The following is a 17,077-nucleotide window of genomic DNA, read 5'->3' on the forward strand; positions in this document are numbered from 1 at the left end:
CTGTCGTAGCCGCCGCCGGACACCCTCAGGGCAAATATCATATTTGATATAGGATCCTGCTCTGAACCGGGGTCTCCCCGACCAGGAGAGGAGCGTGCAGCCAATGGCAGCCACCGAATCCGCGGAAGTCAGCGACGAAGATTTTCGCGAGATCCTTGCCCAGACACGGCAATTCGTCCGCAGCGCCGTCGTTCCCCGCGAGCAGGAGATCCTCGACTCCGATCGCGTGCCGGACGACCTCCGCGACGAGGCGAAGAAGATGGGGCTGTTCGGCTACGCGATTCCCCAGGAGTGGGGCGGCCTGGGCCTCAACCTGATGCAGGACGTCGAGCTGGCGATGGAGCTGGGCTACACCTCGCTGGCGCTGCGGTCGATGTTCGGCACCAACAACGGCATCGCCGGACAGGTGCTGGTCGGCTTCGGCACCGACGAACAGAAATCCCGCTGGCTGGAGGCGATCGCGACCGGCGACGTCGTCGCCTCGTTCGCGCTGACCGAGCCCGGCGCCGGCTCCAACCCGGCCGGCCTGCGCACCAAAGCCGTTCGTGACGGGGATGATTGGGTGATCTCCGGGCAGAAGCGCTTCATCACCAACGCGCCCGTCGCCGACCTGTTCGTGGTGTTCGCGCGCACCCGACCTGCCGACGACCAGGGACCCGGGATCGCCGTGTTCCTGGTGCCCGCGCACGCCGACGGCGTCGAAGTCGGCGCCAAGGACGCCAAGATGGGCCAGGAGGGCGCGTGGACCGCCGACGTCAGCTTCGACGACGTCCGGGTCGATGACGGCGCGCTGGTCGGCGGTAGCGAGGACATCGGGTATCGAGCGGCGATGACGTCGCTGGCGCGCGGACGGGTGCACATCGCCGCCCTCGCCGTCGGCGCCGCCCAGCGGGCGCTCGACGAATCGGTCGGCTACGCGGCCACCGCGACGCAGGGTGGGACGCCGATCGGAAGCTTCCAGTTGGTCCAGGCGATGCTCGCCGACCAGCAGACCGGCGTGCTGGCCGGCCGGGCGCTGGTGCGCGACGCCGCGCGGCAGTGGGTTACCGGCGAGGACCGCCGGGTCGCGCCGTCCGCGGCCAAGCTGTTCTGCACCGAAATGGCCGGCAACGTGGCGGACCTCGCGGTGCAGATCCACGGCGGCAGCGGTTACATGCACGGGGTCCCGGTCGAGCGCATCTACCGCGACGTGCGGCTGCTACGACTGTATGAGGGCACCAGCGAGATTCAACGCCTGATCATCGGGTCCAACCTCGTCAAAGCGGCGCAGCGATAAGGAGCAACTATGGGCGGCAAGCTCGCAGGCCGAGTGGCATTCATCACCGGGGCGGCCCGCGGTCAGGGCCGGGCGCACGCGGTTCGGCTGGCGCGGGAGGGCGCCGACATCATCGCCGTCGACATCGCCGGCAAGCTTCCGTCCTGTGTCCCGTACGACCCGGCGAGCCCCGACGACCTGGCCGAGACCGTTCGGCTGGTTAAGGAAACGGGCCGCCGGATCGTCGCCTCGGTCGTGGACACCCGCGACTTCGAGGCGCTTCGCCAGGCCGTCGACGACGGCGTCGCCGCGTTCGGGCGGCTGGACATCATCGTCGCCAATGCCGGCGTCGCCGCCCCGCAGGCCTGGAACGACATCACGCCGCAGGACTTCCGCGACGTGATGGACATCAACGTGACCGGCACGTGGAACACCGTGATGGCCGGCGCGGACAAGATCATCGAAGGGGGCCGCGGCGGCTCGATCATCCTGATCAGTTCCGCGGCCGGGATGAAGATGCAGCCGTTCATGGTGCACTACACCGCCAGCAAGCACGCCGTCACCGGGATGGCGCGCGCCTTCGCCGCCGAGCTGGGCAAGCATTCGATCCGGGTCAACAGCGTTCATCCCGGGCCGGTGAACACGCCGATGGGCACGGGCGACATGGTCGCGGCGGTGGGCAAGGCCATGGAGACCAACCCGCAGCTGTCCAGCGTGCTCACGCCGTTCCTGCCCGACTGGGTCGCCGAGCCGGAGGAGATCGCCGACACGGTCTGCTGGCTGGCCAGCGACGAGTCCCGCAAGATCACCGCCGCGCGGATCCCGGTCGATCAGGGCTCCACGCAGTACTGACCGGCGTGGGAATAGATTCCCGCGGGCGGCGATTGCTGGCCACATGAAAGCCTTCACCGAGAGCGAACGTCAGGAGTTTCTGGCCGGCAAGCACGTCGCCGTGTTGTCCGTCGCGGCCGACGGCCGGCCCCCGGCCAGCGTCCCGATCTGGTACGACTACACGCCGGGTGGGGACATCCGGATCATGACCGGGGCGTCGAGTCGCAAGACGCGGCTCATCGAGCGGGCCGGGGCGGTGACGCTGGTCGTCCAGCGCGAAGAGCCGCCGTATCAGTACGTGGTGGTCGAGGGCTCGATCGTCGAGACCACCAATCCGGCTCCCCACGACGTGCAGGAGGCGATCGCCATCCGCTACCTCGGCGAGGAGGGCGGGCGGGCGTTCATCCGCAGCATGGAGGGGGTGGAAGAGGTGATGTACACCATCCGCCCCGACCGCTGGCTGAGCGCGGACTTCACCGGCGACCTGTAGAGGTCTCAGCCGATCAGGTCCAGCGTCCCGAGCTCACGGATCGCTTGGCAGCCGCGGGTGAGCATGGTCAGCACCATGTCGTCACCACGGTCGGTCGCGGCGGCGAACGCGAACCCCAGCGCCGAGATCAGGGGTGCCTGCAACACCCCGAGACGGTAATCGCGCCAACACGTTTCGCGGTCGTAGCCGGCGACCCCCGACGTCGTCAAGGCGCGATGATAGTCGGTGACCAGACCCCCCTCGATGCTCGCGCGCAGCGCCGAATCGAGGCTGGTGGCGGTGAAGTAGGCGAGATCCCTGGCCGGCAGACCCACCCCGAGCGTCTGCCAGTCGACCACGCTGACCCGGGTTCGGTCCGGATCGAACAGCAGGTTGTCCAGGCGGTAGTCACCGTGCAGCAGCGCGAACCGGTCATACTCGGTCATCAGCCACGGGGTGACCAATCCCATTGCCGCGCTGAAGGTATCGCGATCCTCGGCGCTCATCCGATCGCCCAGCTTGTCGAGGGTGATGTCGGCGCTCATCTTCGCCACCTCGCCCATGCCGCCGGCGCCCGCCTCGTCGGGTCGGCCGAACGCAATGCCCGGGAAATCGAGCCAGAACGGATCGCACCAACTGGGCGCGTGCAAGCCGGCGAGCGCGGTGACCGCGAGCCGCGCTTCGCGCTGCCCGCAACCGGCGAGCTGGTCGCCCTGCACGGCGGGCGCTTGATCGGCGAGGAGCAAGGCGAAATCCATTGCGTCCTCGGAGATCTCCGAGTAGTAGCACCGCGGCGTCGGCACCCGCACCCGGCCGGCCACGGACGAGTAGAACGCGCACTCGCTGCGATATCCGATGACCACCCGATCGCGGACGGTGTCGTCCTGGGCGGGCAATTTGATGACGAAGGTCTGGGGCAGGTCACCGGGGCTCCCGGCGTAGCGGGCGGTCACCCGGTAGGTCGCACCCGTCTGCCCGGTGCCGATCGCGACCACGTCGACGTCGGCAACCTCGACGGGTGCGCCGCCCCCACTGAGCGCGTTCGACAGCCACTCCGGCGTCACGTCGCCCGGATACCGCGGAATCGACACCACAGCACTCATGAACAGCACGCCTCCTGTACCCGGGCCGCCTTGCCCGACTGACAAACTGTAAGGCATACCGCAAGAGCCGCGGTCAACTCCTAGCCGGAGCGGACCCGCCATTCGGCGGCCTCGTGCTGCTGCCGCCAGAACTCGTCGAAACGCCCACCCGCCGCATGTAATTCGTCGACCGTTCCGTCCTCGACAACGCGACCGCCATCGAGGAACAGGACTCGGTCGGCGTGGCTGATGCTGGCCAACCGGTGCGCGACGATCACCTGGGTGCGCGACCGCGGGTCGAGCGTGAGTGCGTCGACCACCGCCGCCTCGTTTTCGGTGTCCAGGGCGCTGGTGGCCTCGTCGACCAACAGCGTCGGCGCCGGTTTGAGCAGCGCCCGCGCGATGCTGACCCGTTGGCGTTCGCCGCCGGACAATGCGGAGCCCGCTTCGCCGACGATCGTGTCGGCGCCCTCAGGCAGCCGGCCGATGAGTTCGTCCACGCGGGCCAGCGCCACGGCCCGCGTGAACTGCGCCGCGTCGGCGCCGGGATGCCCGGCGAACACGTTGTCCCGGATCGACCCGTGGAACAGGTAGGGGTGCTGGAACACCACGCTGCTGGCCGCCCGCCGCGATTCCGCGTCCAGCGTCGCCGCGTCGACACCGTCGATCAGGACCCGGCCGCGGGTCGGCTCGTGCAGCCCGGCGATCAGCGCCAGGATGGTGCTCTTGCCCGATCCGGACGGTCCGACGATCGCCGTCGTGCTGCCCGCCGCCAAACTGAAGCTCACCCCGTCCAGCACCGGGGCGGTAGCGCCGTCGTAGCCGAACGTGACGTCGTCGAATTCGATCCTGGGCGCCGTCGCGGCGGGCAGCCTGGCGGACCCGGCGTTCAGCACCGGCGCCGCGAGGACCGAGCGGATGCGGCCGAGCGTGGCGCGGGTGCTTTCCAGGGCCGGCGCCAGTTCGCTGATCGTGGTGAACGGCTCCAGGTAGCGCACGATGACGACGATCAACGCGATGGCCTCGGGCACGGTGACCGTCTTGTTGATGGTCAGCGCCGCGGTCGCCCCCGCCAGCAGGATGAGCGAGAGCTGGCTGGCCAGGCTGAACAACAGCTGGCCGGGAATCTGCATGGCCAGTAACCGCATGGTCGCCCCGCGCTGCGCGGCCAGCGCGTCGCCGACCAGGCTGCGCGCCGGCTCGACCCGCCGGGCGGCCCGCAACGCCTGCTGGGTGCGCGCGAATTCGATGATCCGTTCGGTGAGCGCGCTGTTGGCTTCGTCGGCGGCGGCGTCGGCGCGCCGCGCCAGTCGCGACGACGCCCACAACGCACCCAGCAGCAGCGGCACCCCGCCCAGCGCGGCCACGCCGAGCTGCCACGAGATCGGGAGCAACGCCAGCCCGATGGCGGCGGGCAGCAGGATGGCGGAGGTCAGCGGCGTCAGCAGGTTGACGACGAGGCCGACCAGTTCGGGACCGGTCGCGGCGATCGCCTGGCGTGCCGTCGCGGTGTGCTCGGCGGTGAACCAGTCCAGCCGCACCGAAGGCAACCGGTCCGCCACGTCGTGCTGGCTGTGGTCGAGCACGGCGAACCCCAGGTCGAAGCCGATGCGTGCCGTCGCGGTGTCGATCACCCATCCGAGCACGGTGGCGGCGGTGAGCCAGCCCAGCCACCCCAGCGCGCGGTGCGGGGCGTCGCCGAACAGCGCGCCCACCAATGGCACCAGCAGCACCGCGGCCGCCGCGCGGACCACCACGGAGAGCAGCGCGAGCACGGTGTAGGCGCTGACCTTGGCGCGGCGATCCGCCGGGACCAGGTGTAACCACGTGCGGATCATCGCGCCCCCTCCCGAGCCGGGCTGGCCGCGACCGGGTCTCGTCGGCCGCCCTCCCAGAGCCGTCGGTAGCGGCCGTCGGCGGCCAGCAACTCCTCGTGCGTGCCGCGTTCGGAGATCCGCCCGTGGTCGAGCACGACGATCTGGTCGGCGCCGGTGACGGTGTGCAATCGGTGGGCGATCACCAGCACGGTGCGATCCCGCGTCAGCCGGTTGAGCGCCTGCTGCACAAGGTATTCCGATTCCGGGTCGGCGAACGCGGTGGCCTCGTCGAGAATGAGCACCGGCGTGTCCGCCAGGATCGCGCGGGCGATCGTGAGCCGTTGCCGCTCCCCACCGGAAAGGCCGCTGCCCGCGCCCAGCACGGTGTCGTAGCCGTCCGGCAGTCGCATGATGCGGTCGTGGATTCGCGCTTGGCGCGCCGCCTCCTGGATCTGGGTCGCGCTGGCATCGGGGACGGCCAGCGCGATGTTGTCGGCGACGGTGCCGTGCACCAGTTGCGTCTCCTGCAGGACGAACCCGACGTTCGCGTAGAGCTCATCGGCGGTCATCGACCGGATGTCGCGGCCCCCAACGCGTATCGAGCCCCGTTCGACGTCGTGGAACCGGGCCAACAGGGCGGCCAGCGTCGACTTCCCGGAGCCCGACGGGCCGACGAGGGCGGTGACGGTGCCGGGCCGCAGCGCCAACGACACGTTCTGGATCACCGGGACGCCCGGGCGGTAGCCGAAGCTGACGTCGTCGAATTCCACGGTCGCCGACGGATCGCCGGACTGGTCGTGCCCGCAGACGTCGAGTTCGGGTTCGTCGAGGGCGTTCTGCAGGCGGCGGGCGGCCAGCATGCCGGCGCTGATGCCACCCACCCCGTATGCGATTCCCAGCAGCCGGGCGCCGAATGTGGTGCCCAGCAACAGGAATGGCAGCAAATTGACCGGATTCATTCGGCCGCTCACGGTCAGCAGGGTGCCGGTGAGCACGATCAGCCACAGGAAGGTCGAGGGCCGGGTGACCAAATCCATCAGCGTCTTCTTGCCCGCCAGCGGCCGCTGCCAGGAGACGAGGAATTCGATGTAGGAGTCCAGTTGGCGCCGGAAGCTGGATGCGGCCGCCCCGCCGAAGACGCGGATCACCGGTTGGCCCTCCAGGTAGGCGCCGGCCTCGCCGTTCATCTTCTCCGCCCAGCGCTGTGATTGCGGGATGCGCGGGCCGGACTGGATGGTGAGCGAAGACGTCAGCACCAGGTACACCAGGACGGGCAGGAACAGCACGAGCGCCACCCGCCAGTCGACGGCGAACAGGTAGGCCAGCACGGCCAGCGGCGCGACGATCGCCGCGACCGCGTCGGGGATCGCGTGGGTGACCAGATAGTGCAGCGACAGCGTGTCGTCGTGCAGCAGCTGCTTGATCGAGCCGGATCCGCGCGCGGTGAACCAACCCAGCGGCAGCCGAGACAGCTTGTGCAGCAAGCGGGAACGCAGGTCTGCGGCGAACCGGGCGTCGACGACGTGCAGCCACAGCGTGAGCGCCGCCCCGAGCACGGTGCCGGTTCCCAGCAGCGCGACGGCCGCGATCCCGACATCCCAGAGCCGTGGGGCCGGCGCCCCTGAAACCAGCAGTCGGGCCAGCTCGACCAGGAGCACGAACGGTGCCAGCTGCACCAGCGTGATGACGGCCTGCAGCACCCCGGACAGGATCAGCGCCGAGCGCAGCGGCGCGAGCAATCGGCCGGCACCCTGGGCTCGCCAGCTGCCGCGCGCCGCGGCGACGGGCGCCGGACCGTGCGGCTCCGGTGATGAAACTCGTTCTGGGGCAATCTCATTGGGGTCGGGCTCGTCACCGCGGCGGGTGCCCATCGCCCGTCCGGCGCTCCAATAGGCCTGGGCGTGTACCTCGGACTTGGGGAAGCCGAATTCGTCGCGCAGCCGCGTTCGCACGTGCTTGAGCACGGTGGCCTCGGGCGTCGCCCACGCGTACCAGTTGGACCAGTCCCGGCTATCGATCGCCGCGGCAAGGGATTTCTCGTCATGGCGGACCACCCAGTGCACGCGCAATCGGGGATGCTGGGCGATCGGTATCAGGACGTCGTGGTCGTCGTGTTGCTCGAGATACATCTCGATCGGCACTTCGTCGGGGACGACGCCGATGATGCCGTTCATCCCCGGGATCGACGCGGAATCCCCGATCAGCAGGTAGCCGGCCGGTTGTTCGTCCGGCACGTCGAAGCGCGACGAGCCCATCAGCGCCATGACGGCGATGGTGGCGCCGGGTTGCACGGTGCGTGCCCATTTCGACGCCGGGCCCGCGGGTTCGTGCAGCACGATGTCGACGGCGAAGCGGCCCTCGGGGACGTCGGCCTCGGAAATCGTGTAGGCGCGCTGGAATTCGGTGTTGGATCCGTCCGGGTCCGGGAACCAGAACCGCAGCCAGGCCGCGGGTTCGGCGTCCACGTCTTCGAACAAGGTCGGCGACGTCATCCGCACCCGCACGAAATGCGGTGCGATCTGGACGGTTTCGATCACGGTTGCGGTGTGGTCGCGGGCGCCGAAGCTTCGCAACATCACGCCGGAGAGTCCGCGCGCCATCACCGGTCCTTTCCCGCGGCGCTCAGCTCCGCGGCGACGTCAGCGAACGGGCCGGCGGGCGGCCCCTTCGCTGAATACGCTACCGCCCACAAACTAAGGGTTGCCTTACCAAAGGTCAAACCCGGGTGGCCTGAGCTGGCTCGGTAGCCTGGTGGCGTGAGCGGTGAATCGGTTCCGCCGGTGTTGCTCTACGACGGCGTCTGCGGCGTGTGCAATGCGGCGGTGCGCACGGTACTTCGGTTCGACCGCGCCGGCACCCTGCGCTTCGCGGCCCTGGACAGCGACTACGCCCGCGCGGTCTTCGCTCGGCACCCGGCCATGGAGGGTGTCGACTCCGTGGTGTTCGTCGATGAGCCGGGCCGGCCCGCCGAACGGGTAGCCGTCCGATCCGCCGCCGCGCTGCGCGTGGTGGATTACCTCGGCGGGCCGTGGAAGCTGTTCGGAATGGCCCGCATCATTCCGGCTCCGGTGCGCGACTGGCTCTACGACAAGTTCGCCGGCATCCGCTATCGCGTCTTCGGCAAGTACGACACTTGCCCGTTGCCGCCGCCGCAGGTTCGCGCCCGCTTCCTGGACGCCTAGCCCTCGGCCCCGAGCGCCAAGTCGGCCTCGGACTCCTCGCGCTTCAGTTGGGCCAGCTTGCGGTCCTCGACCGCCGCTTCCCGATGCTTGACCGCCGACTCGCGGTGGGCGCCCACATGAGAAACACCAAGCTCGACGGTCCGGTCTTGCATCCGCGCGATCTGGTCGTGCTTGCGGGCCGACTCCTCCAAGCTGCGGGCCGCCGAGAGCCCCGCGTGTGCGGCGCGTTCGCGAGCCTGCGCGGCTCTGCGTTCGGCGCGCTCCACGTCTTTTGAACTGAAGGCTTTCTCGCCCGGCTGGTCTCTGGTGTCCATGGCGTCTCCTTGTGTCCCGTGCAGATGCAGGTACCCCGCACGGAGGGTTTAACGCCTGGCGAAGGAGAACTGGTGGTGCGGGCGGAGGGACTCGAACCCTCAAGCTCTTACGAGCACCGGCACCTAAAGCCGGCATGTTTGCCAATTTCATCACGCCCGCAGCGTGCCGATCGTACCGCTGCGTTCGCGGCCCTACCCGCCGACAGCGCGCCTCGACGAATTCGTCGGCCCCAAGTCGTGAGCGGTAGGTTCATGGGGTGTCCACCACCCGCCGTCGCAGGCCCGCGCTGATCGCCTTGGTGATCGTCGCGGCGTGCGGATGCCTGGCGCTGGGCTGGTGGCAGTGGACCAGGTTCCAGTCGGTCTCGGGCACGTTCCAGAACCTCGGCTACGCGTTGCAATGGCCGCTGTTCGCCTGGTTCTGCGTGTACGCCTACCGCAAATACGTCCGCTACGAAGAGATGCCACCCGAGCCCCGCCGGGAAGCCCAAACCGAGCTACCCGCCGGCTTGCTCCCAGAGCGCCCCAAGCCGACGCCCCAGCCGCCCGACGATCCGGCGCTCGCGGAGTACAACGCCTACCTTGCCGAGTTGGCCAAACACGACACCGAAAAACAGAACAGGACCACCGCATGACCACACCCGAGCCGCCCGGGGCACCGGCGTCCGCCTTCCCCATCGAGAAGATTCGCACCGCACTGCTCGCCTACCGGATCATGGCGTGGACGACCGGCCTCTGGTTGATCGCGCTGTGCTACGAGATCGTCTCGCACCTCGTCATGCACCACGAGATCCGCTGGATCGAGGTGGTCCACGGCTGGGTCTACTTCATCTACGTGTTGGCCGCGTTCAATCTGGCGGTCAAGGTGCGGTGGCCGATTGCCAAGACGATCGGTGTGCTGCTCGCGGGGACCATCCCGGTGCTGGGCATCATCGTCGAGCAGGTCCAGACCAGGGACGTCAAGACCCGCTTCGGCCTTTAAGGCGCGCTAGACCAACTCGCGCAGCGCCGGCACCAACAGCGCGAGGGCGCGCCCGCGATGGGAGACCGCGTCCTTCTCCTCGGGGCTGAGTTCCGCGGCGGTGCGCCCGGACCCGTTCGGAACGAAGACCGGGTCATAACCGAAGCCGCCGTCGCCGCGCGGTGCCCGCGCGATGCTGCCGGGCCACTCGCCGCGGACGACGACCTCGCCGGTCGGCCCGGCCAGGGCGCAGGCGGACACGAACGCGGCGCCGCGCCGTTCGTCGGGCACGTCGCGCAACTGCGCGAGCAGCAGCGCGGTGTTGGCGGCGTCGTCGCCGTGGTTGCCCGACCAGCGCGCCGAGAGCACCCCGGGCATCCCGTTCAACGCGGCCACCTGAAGACCGGAGTCGTCGGCCACCGCGGCAAGCCCGGTCGCGGCGAACGCGTCCCGCGCCTTGGCCAGCGCGTTGTCCTCGAAGGTCGCGGCCGTTTCGGGCGCCTCATCGAAGGGGGGCACGTCCCGCAAGGACAGCAACGTCAGCCCCGTCAGGCCGGCGGCGTCGAGCACCCGGCGCAATTCGGCCAGCTTCTTGGGGTTGCGGCTGGCGACCAATACGCGCGTCAGCTGCCGAACGCCTTCGGCGGCGGCGCCCCCTCGGGCAGCTCGCCCGGATACGGCTGGGCCAGCGCCTCACGCTGGGCGGCGAACAACTTGTCGCAGGCGGCCAGCGCCACGTCGAGCAGCTTGTCCAGCGTCGACCGCGGGAACGTCGCCCCCTCACCGGTGCCCTGAACCTCGACGAGGGTCCCGGTGTCGGTGGCGACGACGTTCATGTCGACCTCGGCGCGCGCGTCTTCCTCGTAGGGCAGGTCCACCCGGATCCTGCCGTCGACCACCCCGACGCTGACCGCCGCGATGGCGCACGACAACGGCCGCGGGTCGGACAGCTTGCCCGCCGCGGCCAGGTAGGTCACGGCGTCGGACAGCGCCACGAAGGCGCCGGTGATGGCGGCGGTGCGGGTGCCGCCGTCGGCCTGCAACACGTCGCAGTCGACGGCGATCGTGTTTTCCCCCAACGCCCTAAGGTCGATGCAGGCCCGCAGCGACCGGCCGATCAGCCGGCTGATCTCCTGGGTGCGGCCGGACAACCGCCCCTTTACGGATTCGCGGTCGGAGCGCGTGTGGGTGGCCGATGGCAGCATCGCGTACTCCGCGGTCAGCCAACCCAGACCGGAACCCTTGCGCCAGCGCGGCACCCCCTCGGTGACGCTGGCGGTGCACATGACCTTGGTGTGGCCGAATTCGATCAGCACCGATCCCGCCGGATGGTCGGTGAAACCGCGGGTGATGACTACCGGGCGAAGCTCGTCGTCAAGGCGGCCGTCTTCTCGTCTGGTCACGACGCAACCCTAACGCGGGACGGTCAGACCCTTTCAGAGCGGCGGATATCGAACGTTTCGCCGCACACCACCGCATGCACGGGTCCGTCGAACTCCGCCTTGGCCTCGGTGATCACGTCCTCGCGCGAGGTCCACGGCGGGATGTGCGTCAGCAGCAGCTCGCGGACGCCGGCCTGGGTCGCGATCCTGCCGGCCTCGGTACCCGACAGGTGCAGGGCGGGCGGGCGGTCCGGCGAGTGGGTCCAGGAGGCTTCGCAGAGGAAGACGTCGGCGTCGCGGGCCAGCTCGACGAGCTGGTCGCAGACGCCGGTGTCGCCGCTGTAGACGAACGAGGCGCCGGTGGCATCGGTGATCCGCATGCCGTAGGACTCCGTCGGGTGGGCCACCACCCGCGGCGTCACGGTGAGCGACCCGAACGTGACCGGCTCGCCGTCGACCCAGTGCCGAACGTCGAAAATGTCTGAGCAGTCGTCGATTTCGCCGCCGTAGGGTGACGATGCCGCGCCCAGGCGGGACCAGGTGTCGCCGGGCCCGTACAACAACGCCTTGCCGTCCGGGCGCGACGGGTGGTACCGGCGCCACACGAACAAACCGGGAAGATCCAGACAGTGGTCGGCGTGCAGATGGGACAACAGCACGTGCACGGAGGCGGGATCGGCATAGCGCTGGAGCGCGCCAAGCACACCGCCGCCGAAGTCGATGACCATCGGCGGGGTGTCCGGTGCCCGGAGCAGATATCCCGACGCGGGCGAATCCGGCCCCACCACGCTGCCCGAGCAGCCGAGCACGGTTATTCGCACGGACACTACTGTGCCATGCCCGATGGGACCGTGACGAAAACATCGCCGCATTCATGTGATGAGAATCTCGCCATCGGAGCTAGTCGATCCGCACGTGGTGAACGGGTTGCACGCCGGTGACCGCGGGACCCAGAAATCGGGCCGCCAATCGGGTGAATGCCTCGGGGTCGCCGGTGGCCTCGAATACCCGGGTCGCGGGCGGCGCATCATGCGGTCGGAGCAGGTCGCGCTCGGTGAGCACCCGCAGCACCTCCTTGGCGGTTTCCTCGGCGCTCGACACGAGGGTCACGTGCTCCCCCATCGCCAGCTGGATCAGCCCAGACAGCAGCGGGTAGTGCGTGCACCCGAGCACCAGCGTGTCGACCTGGGCGCGCTGCAGCGGTTCGAGGTATCCCTCGGCCAGCCCGAGCACCTGACGGCCGCTCGTCACGCCCCGCTCGACGAAGTCGACGAAGCGCGGGCAGGCCACGGCGGTGATCTCGGTATCGCGGGCCGCGGCGAACGCGTCCTGATACGCGTGCGAGTTGATGGTCGCCTGCGTGCCGATGACCCCGATCCGGCCGTTACGCGTCGTGGCGACCGCGCGGCGCACAGCCGGCAGGATCACCTCGACGACGGGTACGTCGTAACGCTCGCGGGCGTCACGCAGGCAGGCGGCCGACGCGGTATTGCACGCGATCACCAACGCCTTGACGCCACGCCCGACCAGGTCGTCGCCGATGGCCAACGCGTGCGCCCGCACCTCCGGAATGGTGAGCGGACCGTACGGCCCGTTGCCGGTGTCACCGACGTAGACGATGTCCTCGTCGGGGAGTTGGTCGATGATCGCCCGCGCGACCGTCAGTCCCCCGACGCCGGAGTCGAAGATCCCGACGGGCGCCAACGGCGAGCTCATGCGGTGGGTCGCGGCGTGGCGGCGCCGCCCTTTCTGTTGGCACGCGCCTTGCGTTCCGGCGCGGACAACCAATACGCGGCGATGACGCCGGCGATCGCGCCGCACAGGTGCCCCTGCCACGACACGCCCCCGCACCTGCCCAGCACAGGCATGGCGCCCAGCAGCACTCCGCCGTAGGCGAACAGCACCACCAGCCCGATCACGATGTCGGTGAATCGCCGGACGAAGATCCCGAACACCAGCAAAAAGGCCAGCCAGCCGAAGATCAGGCCGGAGGCGCCGATGTGATCGGTGGGCCCGCAGGAGCTGCCCACGTCGCCGATCAGCCACGTGCCGAAGCCGCCCAGGATCCACACGATCGCGGTGGCCCAGACGAACCGGCTCAGCCCGGCCAGCGTCATCAGAAAACCCAGCACCAGCAGCGGGATCGTATTGGCGATCAGGTGCTGCCAATTGGCGTGCAACACCGGGGCGAACACGATCCCCCACAGCCCGTCGGCCTCGAGCGGCCGGATGCCGTTCGCGTCCAGCGAATGCCGGGTCAGCTGGTCGATCAGCTCGATGAGGTAGAGCAGCGCGACGAAGGTGAGGATCGTGGCCCCGCCGACCATCCACGCGGGCCGCTTCGCCCGCGCCCCGGATGCACCCGATCGTCCCGTCGGGGTGGTCTTAGCCATAGCTGCAGGTTACCGGCGCGGCCGGCGGCGAACTCATCATCGGGCAAACGCCCCGGGCAGCACGTCGCGGTAGGTGGGTATCCCCGCCACCGATTCCGCGGCGAACACGCCGACCAGCACCGCACGCGCCAGGCAGTCGGCCGCGGCGGCGCCCACCTCCGCGGCCAGCCGCATCTCCGGCGAGAACGAGGCGGGCGCGTCGGGTGGGGGCGGGACCTCCACCGCCCCGGTCGCCAGCGCGAACACCGTGTCGCCGTCGTACGGGGTGTGCGCCGGGCGGACGGCGCGGGCCAGGCCGTCCTGGGCGGCGACGGCGACGCGCCGGCATGCGGCCGCGCTGAGTGCCGCGTCGGTGGCCACCACGGCGATCACGGTGTTGAGCGGGTTCTGCAGCGGGCCCGCCGCGGTGGGCAACTGCGCGAAGGCGTCGACCTGCTCCGCCGGCGGCTGTCGCAGCCCGAATTCGTGCACCAGGTCCGCCATCCACGGCAGGCCGGTGGCCCGGTCGGCGACGTCCCCGGCGGAGTTCACCACGACCACCGCGCCCACGGTCACCCCGCACGGCAACGCCGTCGAGGCGGTCCCGACGCCGCCCTTGAACACCCCGGCCCGCGCCCCCACGCCCGCGCCGACGCTCCCGACGTCCGGCGCGCCCGCCGCTTCGGCGGCTTCGCAGGCCCGGTACCCGAACTCCGCCGACGGGCGACGGTCCCAGCCGCCGACGGGCAGGTCGAAGATCACCGCGCCGGGCACGATGGGCACCACCCCGCCGGTCATCGCCACGCCACGTTCGCGTTCCTCCAGCCAGCGCATCACCCCGTCGGCGGCCGCCAGGCCGTAGGCGCTGCCGCCGGCGAGCAGCACCGCGTCGACGTACCGGACGGTGTTGGCGGGGTCGAGCAGGTCGGTCTCGCGGGTGCCGGGGGCGCCGCCGCGGCAATCGACGGCGCCGACGGTCCCGGGCGGGGTCAGCACGACGGTGACGCCACAGGCCCACCCGGAGCCCATGGTCGCGTCGGGGTCGAGTCGGTGATGGTGACCGACGCGGATGCCGCCGACGTCGGTGATGGCGTTCATCCGGCCGGCCTGCCCATCAGCACCAGGACCAGGTACTCCTGCAACACGGTCAGCCATTGATAGACGTCGAAGTGCACCGCCAGCGGGTGGTCGGCGGGCAGGCGCTCCGGTCCCTGCGGGCCGACCTCGAGCATCACGCCCAGCGTCAGGCGGATGTCGTTGACGGCCGCGATCCACGCGTTGGCGTCGTCCTCGGTCAGCTCGAAGCGGCCGCCGTCGTTCGGAACGGATTCCAACAAGCGTTGTGCGGCAACGCGTTTGGCCTCGATAATTTCGGGCTCGTGCAAGCTGCGCAGCGCGGCGTTGAGGCTGTTCGCCGCCTCGGGGTCCGACGCATTGCGGTGGTCGGGATGGAAGAAATCGGGCAACAGCCGGCGCAGGGTCGGGTCCTTCGGCGGATCGCTGTTTCCGGTCCGGATGCCGGTGATCTCCTCGAGTTCGTCTGCGGGCGAGGATGATTCACGCTCATCGAGCAACCCGACCATGGCGGTGGCCAGGTTCTTCAGCAGGGCGGCTTCGTGAGACGCCAGGGCGGACCGGAAACGGGGACCGTCCGCGGTCTCGACGCGCTTCCATTTGCGCACAGGTGATCGCCGAAGCCCTCGAAGATCACCGGTCCTGCTGCAGGGTCGCCCACAATCCGGCGGCATGCAGCTTGGACACGTCGACTTCCATGGACTCCCGGCTGCCGGCTGACACCACCGCCTTGCCTTCGTTGTGCACCTGCAGCATCAGCTTGGTGGCGTGCGGCTCGCTGTAGCCGAACAGCTTTTGGAACACGTACGTCACATAGGTCATCAGGTTGACCGGGTCATCCCACACGATGGTGACCCACGGACTCGCGGTTACCTCTACCGGCGCGGACTCACGTTGTCCTGTAGTGCCCGGCTTAGTGGGCGCTGACATAACAACCATGGTCTACACGATACCGAGCGACAGGTGAGGTTTCCGAGCCCCCGACGGCAGCCGATACCGTTATGGAATGAACGACGCGGTCGTAACTGGGCTGCTTACCGACAAGTACGAGTTGACGATGTTGGCGGCCGCGCTGCAAGACGGCACCGCCGACCGCCCGACGACCTTCGAACTGTTCGCCCGCCGACTGCCCGAGGGCCGTCGTTACGGCGTGGTCTGCGGGACCGGCCGGTTGCTCGAAGCGTTGCCGCAGTTCGGGTTCGACGACGAGGCGTGCGACGTGCTGGCGCAGTTCCTCGATCCAGATACGTTGCGCTACTTGGGCGATTTCCGGTTCGGCGGTGACATCGACGGCTACGCCGAAGGCGAGCTGTACTTCCCCGGCTCCCCCGTCCTGTCGGTGACCGGCACTTTCGCCGAATGCGTCGTGCTGGAGACGCTGGCGTTGTCGATCTTCAATCACGACACGGCGGTGGCCTCCGCGGCGGCGCGGATGGTCAGTGCGGCCAGGGACCGACCGTTGATCGAGATGGGATCGCGCCGGACCCACGAATACGCCGCGGTCGCCGCGGCGCGTGCCGCCTATATCGCCGGCTTCGCCGCCTCCTCCAACCTCGAGGCCCAGCGCCGATACGGCATACCCGCGCAGGGCACCTCGGCGCACGCGTTCACCATGCTGCACGCGAGCGACCAAACCGCCGAAGAGACCGAACTGGCCGCGTTCCGGGCGCAGGTCGAGGCGCTGGGCGTCGACACCACGTTGCTGGTCGACACCTACGACGTGACGACCGGCGTGGCCAACGCCGTCGCCGCCGCCGGGACGTCGCTCGGTGCGGTGCGGATCGACTCCGGTGAGCTGGGCGTGCTGGCGCGCCAGGTCCGCGACCAGCTCGACGGGTTGGGCGCCACCGGCACCCGCATCGTGGTCTCCGGTGACCTCGACGAGTTCTCCATCGCGGCCCTGGGCGCCGAACCGGTGGACAGTTACGGCGTCGGCACGTCGCTCGTGACGGGTTCGGGCGCGCCGACCGCGAACATGGTTTACAAACTGGTCGAAGTGGACGGGATACCGGTGCAAAAGCGCAGCAGCCGCAAGGAATCCCGCGGCGGCCGCAAGGAGGCGCTGCGCCTGACGCGGCCGTCGGGCACTGTCACCGAGGAGGTGGTGTACCCGGCGGGCCGCCGGCCCACCGCGAGCGAACCGGCCCGGGTGCTGACCGTCCCGCTGGTCCGCGGGGGCGACGTCGTCGCCAAACCGAATGTGGCCGAGGCGCGCGAGCTGGTAGCTTCCGGACTGCGCAGCCTGCCGTGGGAGGGCCTGAACCTGTCGCACGGCGAGCCCGCGATCCCGACGACGCAGATTCCCGCCGGTCACCGGTAGCACCAGAGAGGGTAGCCA

At 69.6% G+C, this 17,077-nt stretch carries 19 protein-coding genes and 1 tRNA gene; 7 read left to right on the plus strand and 13 right to left on the minus strand.

What is annotated here, in order from left to right:
• The first annotated feature begins 103 nt into the window (after window positions 1-103).
• From A5702_RS07690 to A5702_RS07700, 3 genes are read left to right on the plus strand one after another with little or no spacing between them, the layout of a single operon-like run.
• On the plus strand, window positions 104-1,276 hold the full coding sequence (locus tag A5702_RS07690; protein ID WP_067823993.1) for an acyl-CoA dehydrogenase family protein: 1,173 nt from the start codon (window positions 104-106) through the stop codon (window positions 1,274-1,276).
• 9 nt (window positions 1,277-1,285) lie between these two features.
• On the plus strand, window positions 1,286-2,107 hold the full coding sequence (locus A5702_RS07695) for a mycofactocin-coupled SDR family oxidoreductase (RefSeq protein WP_055405189.1): 822 nt from the start codon (window positions 1,286-1,288) through the stop codon (window positions 2,105-2,107).
• A gap of 43 nt (window positions 2,108-2,150) precedes the next feature.
• Window positions 2,151-2,576, plus strand: coding sequence for a pyridoxamine 5'-phosphate oxidase family protein (locus A5702_RS07700; RefSeq protein ID WP_067899339.1), 426 nt, complete (start codon window positions 2,151-2,153; stop codon window positions 2,574-2,576).
• Window positions 2,577-2,581: 5 nt separating this feature from the next.
• Here the strand turns inward: A5702_RS07700 and A5702_RS07705 are convergent, their stop codons facing one another.
• From A5702_RS07705 to A5702_RS07715, 3 genes are all read right to left on the minus strand, one after another.
• The gene (locus tag A5702_RS07705; protein ID WP_068219718.1) at window positions 2,582-3,658 is read right to left on the minus strand and encodes a phosphotransferase family protein; all 1,077 of its coding nucleotides are present in this window, start codon (window positions 3,656-3,658) and stop codon (window positions 2,582-2,584) included.
• Between the two features lie 80 nt (window positions 3,659-3,738).
• Entirely contained in the window at window positions 3,739-5,475 is a 1,737-nt protein-coding gene (locus A5702_RS07710) for an ABC transporter ATP-binding protein (RefSeq protein WP_068219641.1), read from the minus strand.
• Window positions 5,472-8,054, minus strand: a complete 2,583-nt coding sequence (locus A5702_RS07715) for an ABC transporter ATP-binding protein/permease (protein WP_068219642.1) — start codon at window positions 8,052-8,054, stop codon at window positions 5,472-5,474. Before A5702_RS07715 ends, A5702_RS07710 begins: the two co-directional genes overlap by 4 nt.
• A 156-nt stretch (window positions 8,055-8,210) precedes the next feature.
• Between A5702_RS07715 and A5702_RS07720 the strand changes: the two genes are divergently transcribed.
• Complete coding sequence (locus A5702_RS07720) at window positions 8,211-8,636, plus strand: thiol-disulfide oxidoreductase DCC family protein (protein WP_068219645.1); 426 nt, start codon at window positions 8,211-8,213, stop codon at window positions 8,634-8,636.
• On the opposite strand, the gene A5702_RS07725 is transcribed toward A5702_RS07720, so the two are convergent.
• Both A5702_RS07725 and A5702_RS07730 read right to left on the minus strand, forming a co-directional pair.
• Complete coding sequence (locus A5702_RS07725; RefSeq protein WP_067824008.1) at window positions 8,633-8,950, minus strand: hypothetical protein; 318 nt, start codon at window positions 8,948-8,950, stop codon at window positions 8,633-8,635. The two genes, A5702_RS07720 and A5702_RS07725, sit on opposite strands and share 4 nt — an antisense overlap.
• 73 nt (window positions 8,951-9,023) lie before the next feature.
• A tRNA-Leu gene (locus tag A5702_RS07730) sits at window positions 9,024-9,110 on the minus strand.
• A 97-nt stretch (window positions 9,111-9,207) separates the two neighbouring features.
• Between A5702_RS07730 and A5702_RS07735 the strand changes: the two genes are divergently transcribed.
• Window positions 9,208-9,585: a hypothetical protein gene (locus A5702_RS07735; RefSeq protein WP_067824011.1), complete on the plus strand. Its 378-nt coding sequence runs from the start codon at window positions 9,208-9,210 to the stop codon at window positions 9,583-9,585.
• Window positions 9,582-9,932: a DUF3817 domain-containing protein gene (locus A5702_RS07740; protein ID WP_055404449.1), complete on the plus strand. Its 351-nt coding sequence runs from the start codon at window positions 9,582-9,584 to the stop codon at window positions 9,930-9,932. The genes A5702_RS07735 and A5702_RS07740 overlap by 4 nt, the downstream gene beginning before the upstream one ends.
• A gap of 6 nt (window positions 9,933-9,938) precedes the next feature.
• Here the strand turns inward: A5702_RS07740 and rdgB are convergent, their stop codons facing one another.
• From rdgB to clpS, 8 genes are all read right to left on the minus strand, one after another.
• Entirely contained in the window at window positions 9,939-10,538 is a 600-nt protein-coding gene (rdgB, locus tag A5702_RS07745) for an RdgB/HAM1 family non-canonical purine NTP pyrophosphatase (RefSeq protein WP_068219647.1), read from the minus strand.
• A complete protein-coding gene (gene rph / locus A5702_RS07750) occupies window positions 10,535-11,314 on the minus strand; it encodes a ribonuclease PH (protein WP_055404453.1) in 780 nt (259 codons plus the stop codon). Before rph ends, rdgB begins: the two co-directional genes overlap by 4 nt.
• Before the next feature lie 23 nt (window positions 11,315-11,337).
• Window positions 11,338-12,120 (minus strand): cyclic nucleotide-degrading phosphodiesterase, encoded by a 783-nt coding sequence (locus A5702_RS07755; RefSeq protein WP_067899365.1) that lies wholly within the window; start codon window positions 12,118-12,120, stop codon window positions 11,338-11,340.
• Between the two features lie 73 nt (window positions 12,121-12,193).
• Window positions 12,194-13,009 carry a glutamate racemase gene (murI, locus tag A5702_RS07760; RefSeq protein WP_068219650.1) on the minus strand — a complete coding sequence of 272 codons (816 nt, stop codon included), beginning with the start codon at window positions 13,007-13,009 and terminating at the stop codon, window positions 12,194-12,196.
• Window positions 13,006-13,686 carry a rhomboid family intramembrane serine protease gene (locus A5702_RS07765; RefSeq protein WP_231965013.1) on the minus strand — a complete coding sequence of 227 codons (681 nt, stop codon included), beginning with the start codon at window positions 13,684-13,686 and terminating at the stop codon, window positions 13,006-13,008. The genes murI and A5702_RS07765 overlap by 4 nt, the downstream gene beginning before the upstream one ends.
• A 36-nt stretch (window positions 13,687-13,722) precedes the next feature.
• On the minus strand, window positions 13,723-14,763 hold the full coding sequence (locus A5702_RS07770; RefSeq protein WP_068219657.1) for a P1 family peptidase: 1,041 nt from the start codon (window positions 14,761-14,763) through the stop codon (window positions 13,723-13,725).
• Window positions 14,760-15,347: a DUF2017 domain-containing protein gene (locus A5702_RS07775; RefSeq protein WP_055404464.1), complete on the minus strand. Its 588-nt coding sequence runs from the start codon at window positions 15,345-15,347 to the stop codon at window positions 14,760-14,762. The genes A5702_RS07770 and A5702_RS07775 overlap by 4 nt, the downstream gene beginning before the upstream one ends.
• A gap of 25 nt (window positions 15,348-15,372) precedes the next feature.
• Window positions 15,373-15,678: an ATP-dependent Clp protease adapter ClpS gene (gene clpS / locus A5702_RS07780; RefSeq protein WP_055404466.1), complete on the minus strand. Its 306-nt coding sequence runs from the start codon at window positions 15,676-15,678 to the stop codon at window positions 15,373-15,375.
• Between the two features lie 67 nt (window positions 15,679-15,745).
• Here clpS and A5702_RS07785 point away from each other — a divergent pair, with 67 nt between their 5' ends.
• A complete protein-coding gene (locus A5702_RS07785) occupies window positions 15,746-17,059 on the plus strand; it encodes a nicotinate phosphoribosyltransferase (RefSeq protein WP_068219660.1) in 1,314 nt (437 codons plus the stop codon).
• Window positions 17,060-17,077: the final 18 nt, after the last annotated feature.

This window comes from Mycobacterium sp. E3339, from assembly GCF_001666915.1.
Taxonomy (GTDB): domain Bacteria; phylum Actinomycetota; class Actinomycetes; order Mycobacteriales; family Mycobacteriaceae; genus Mycobacterium.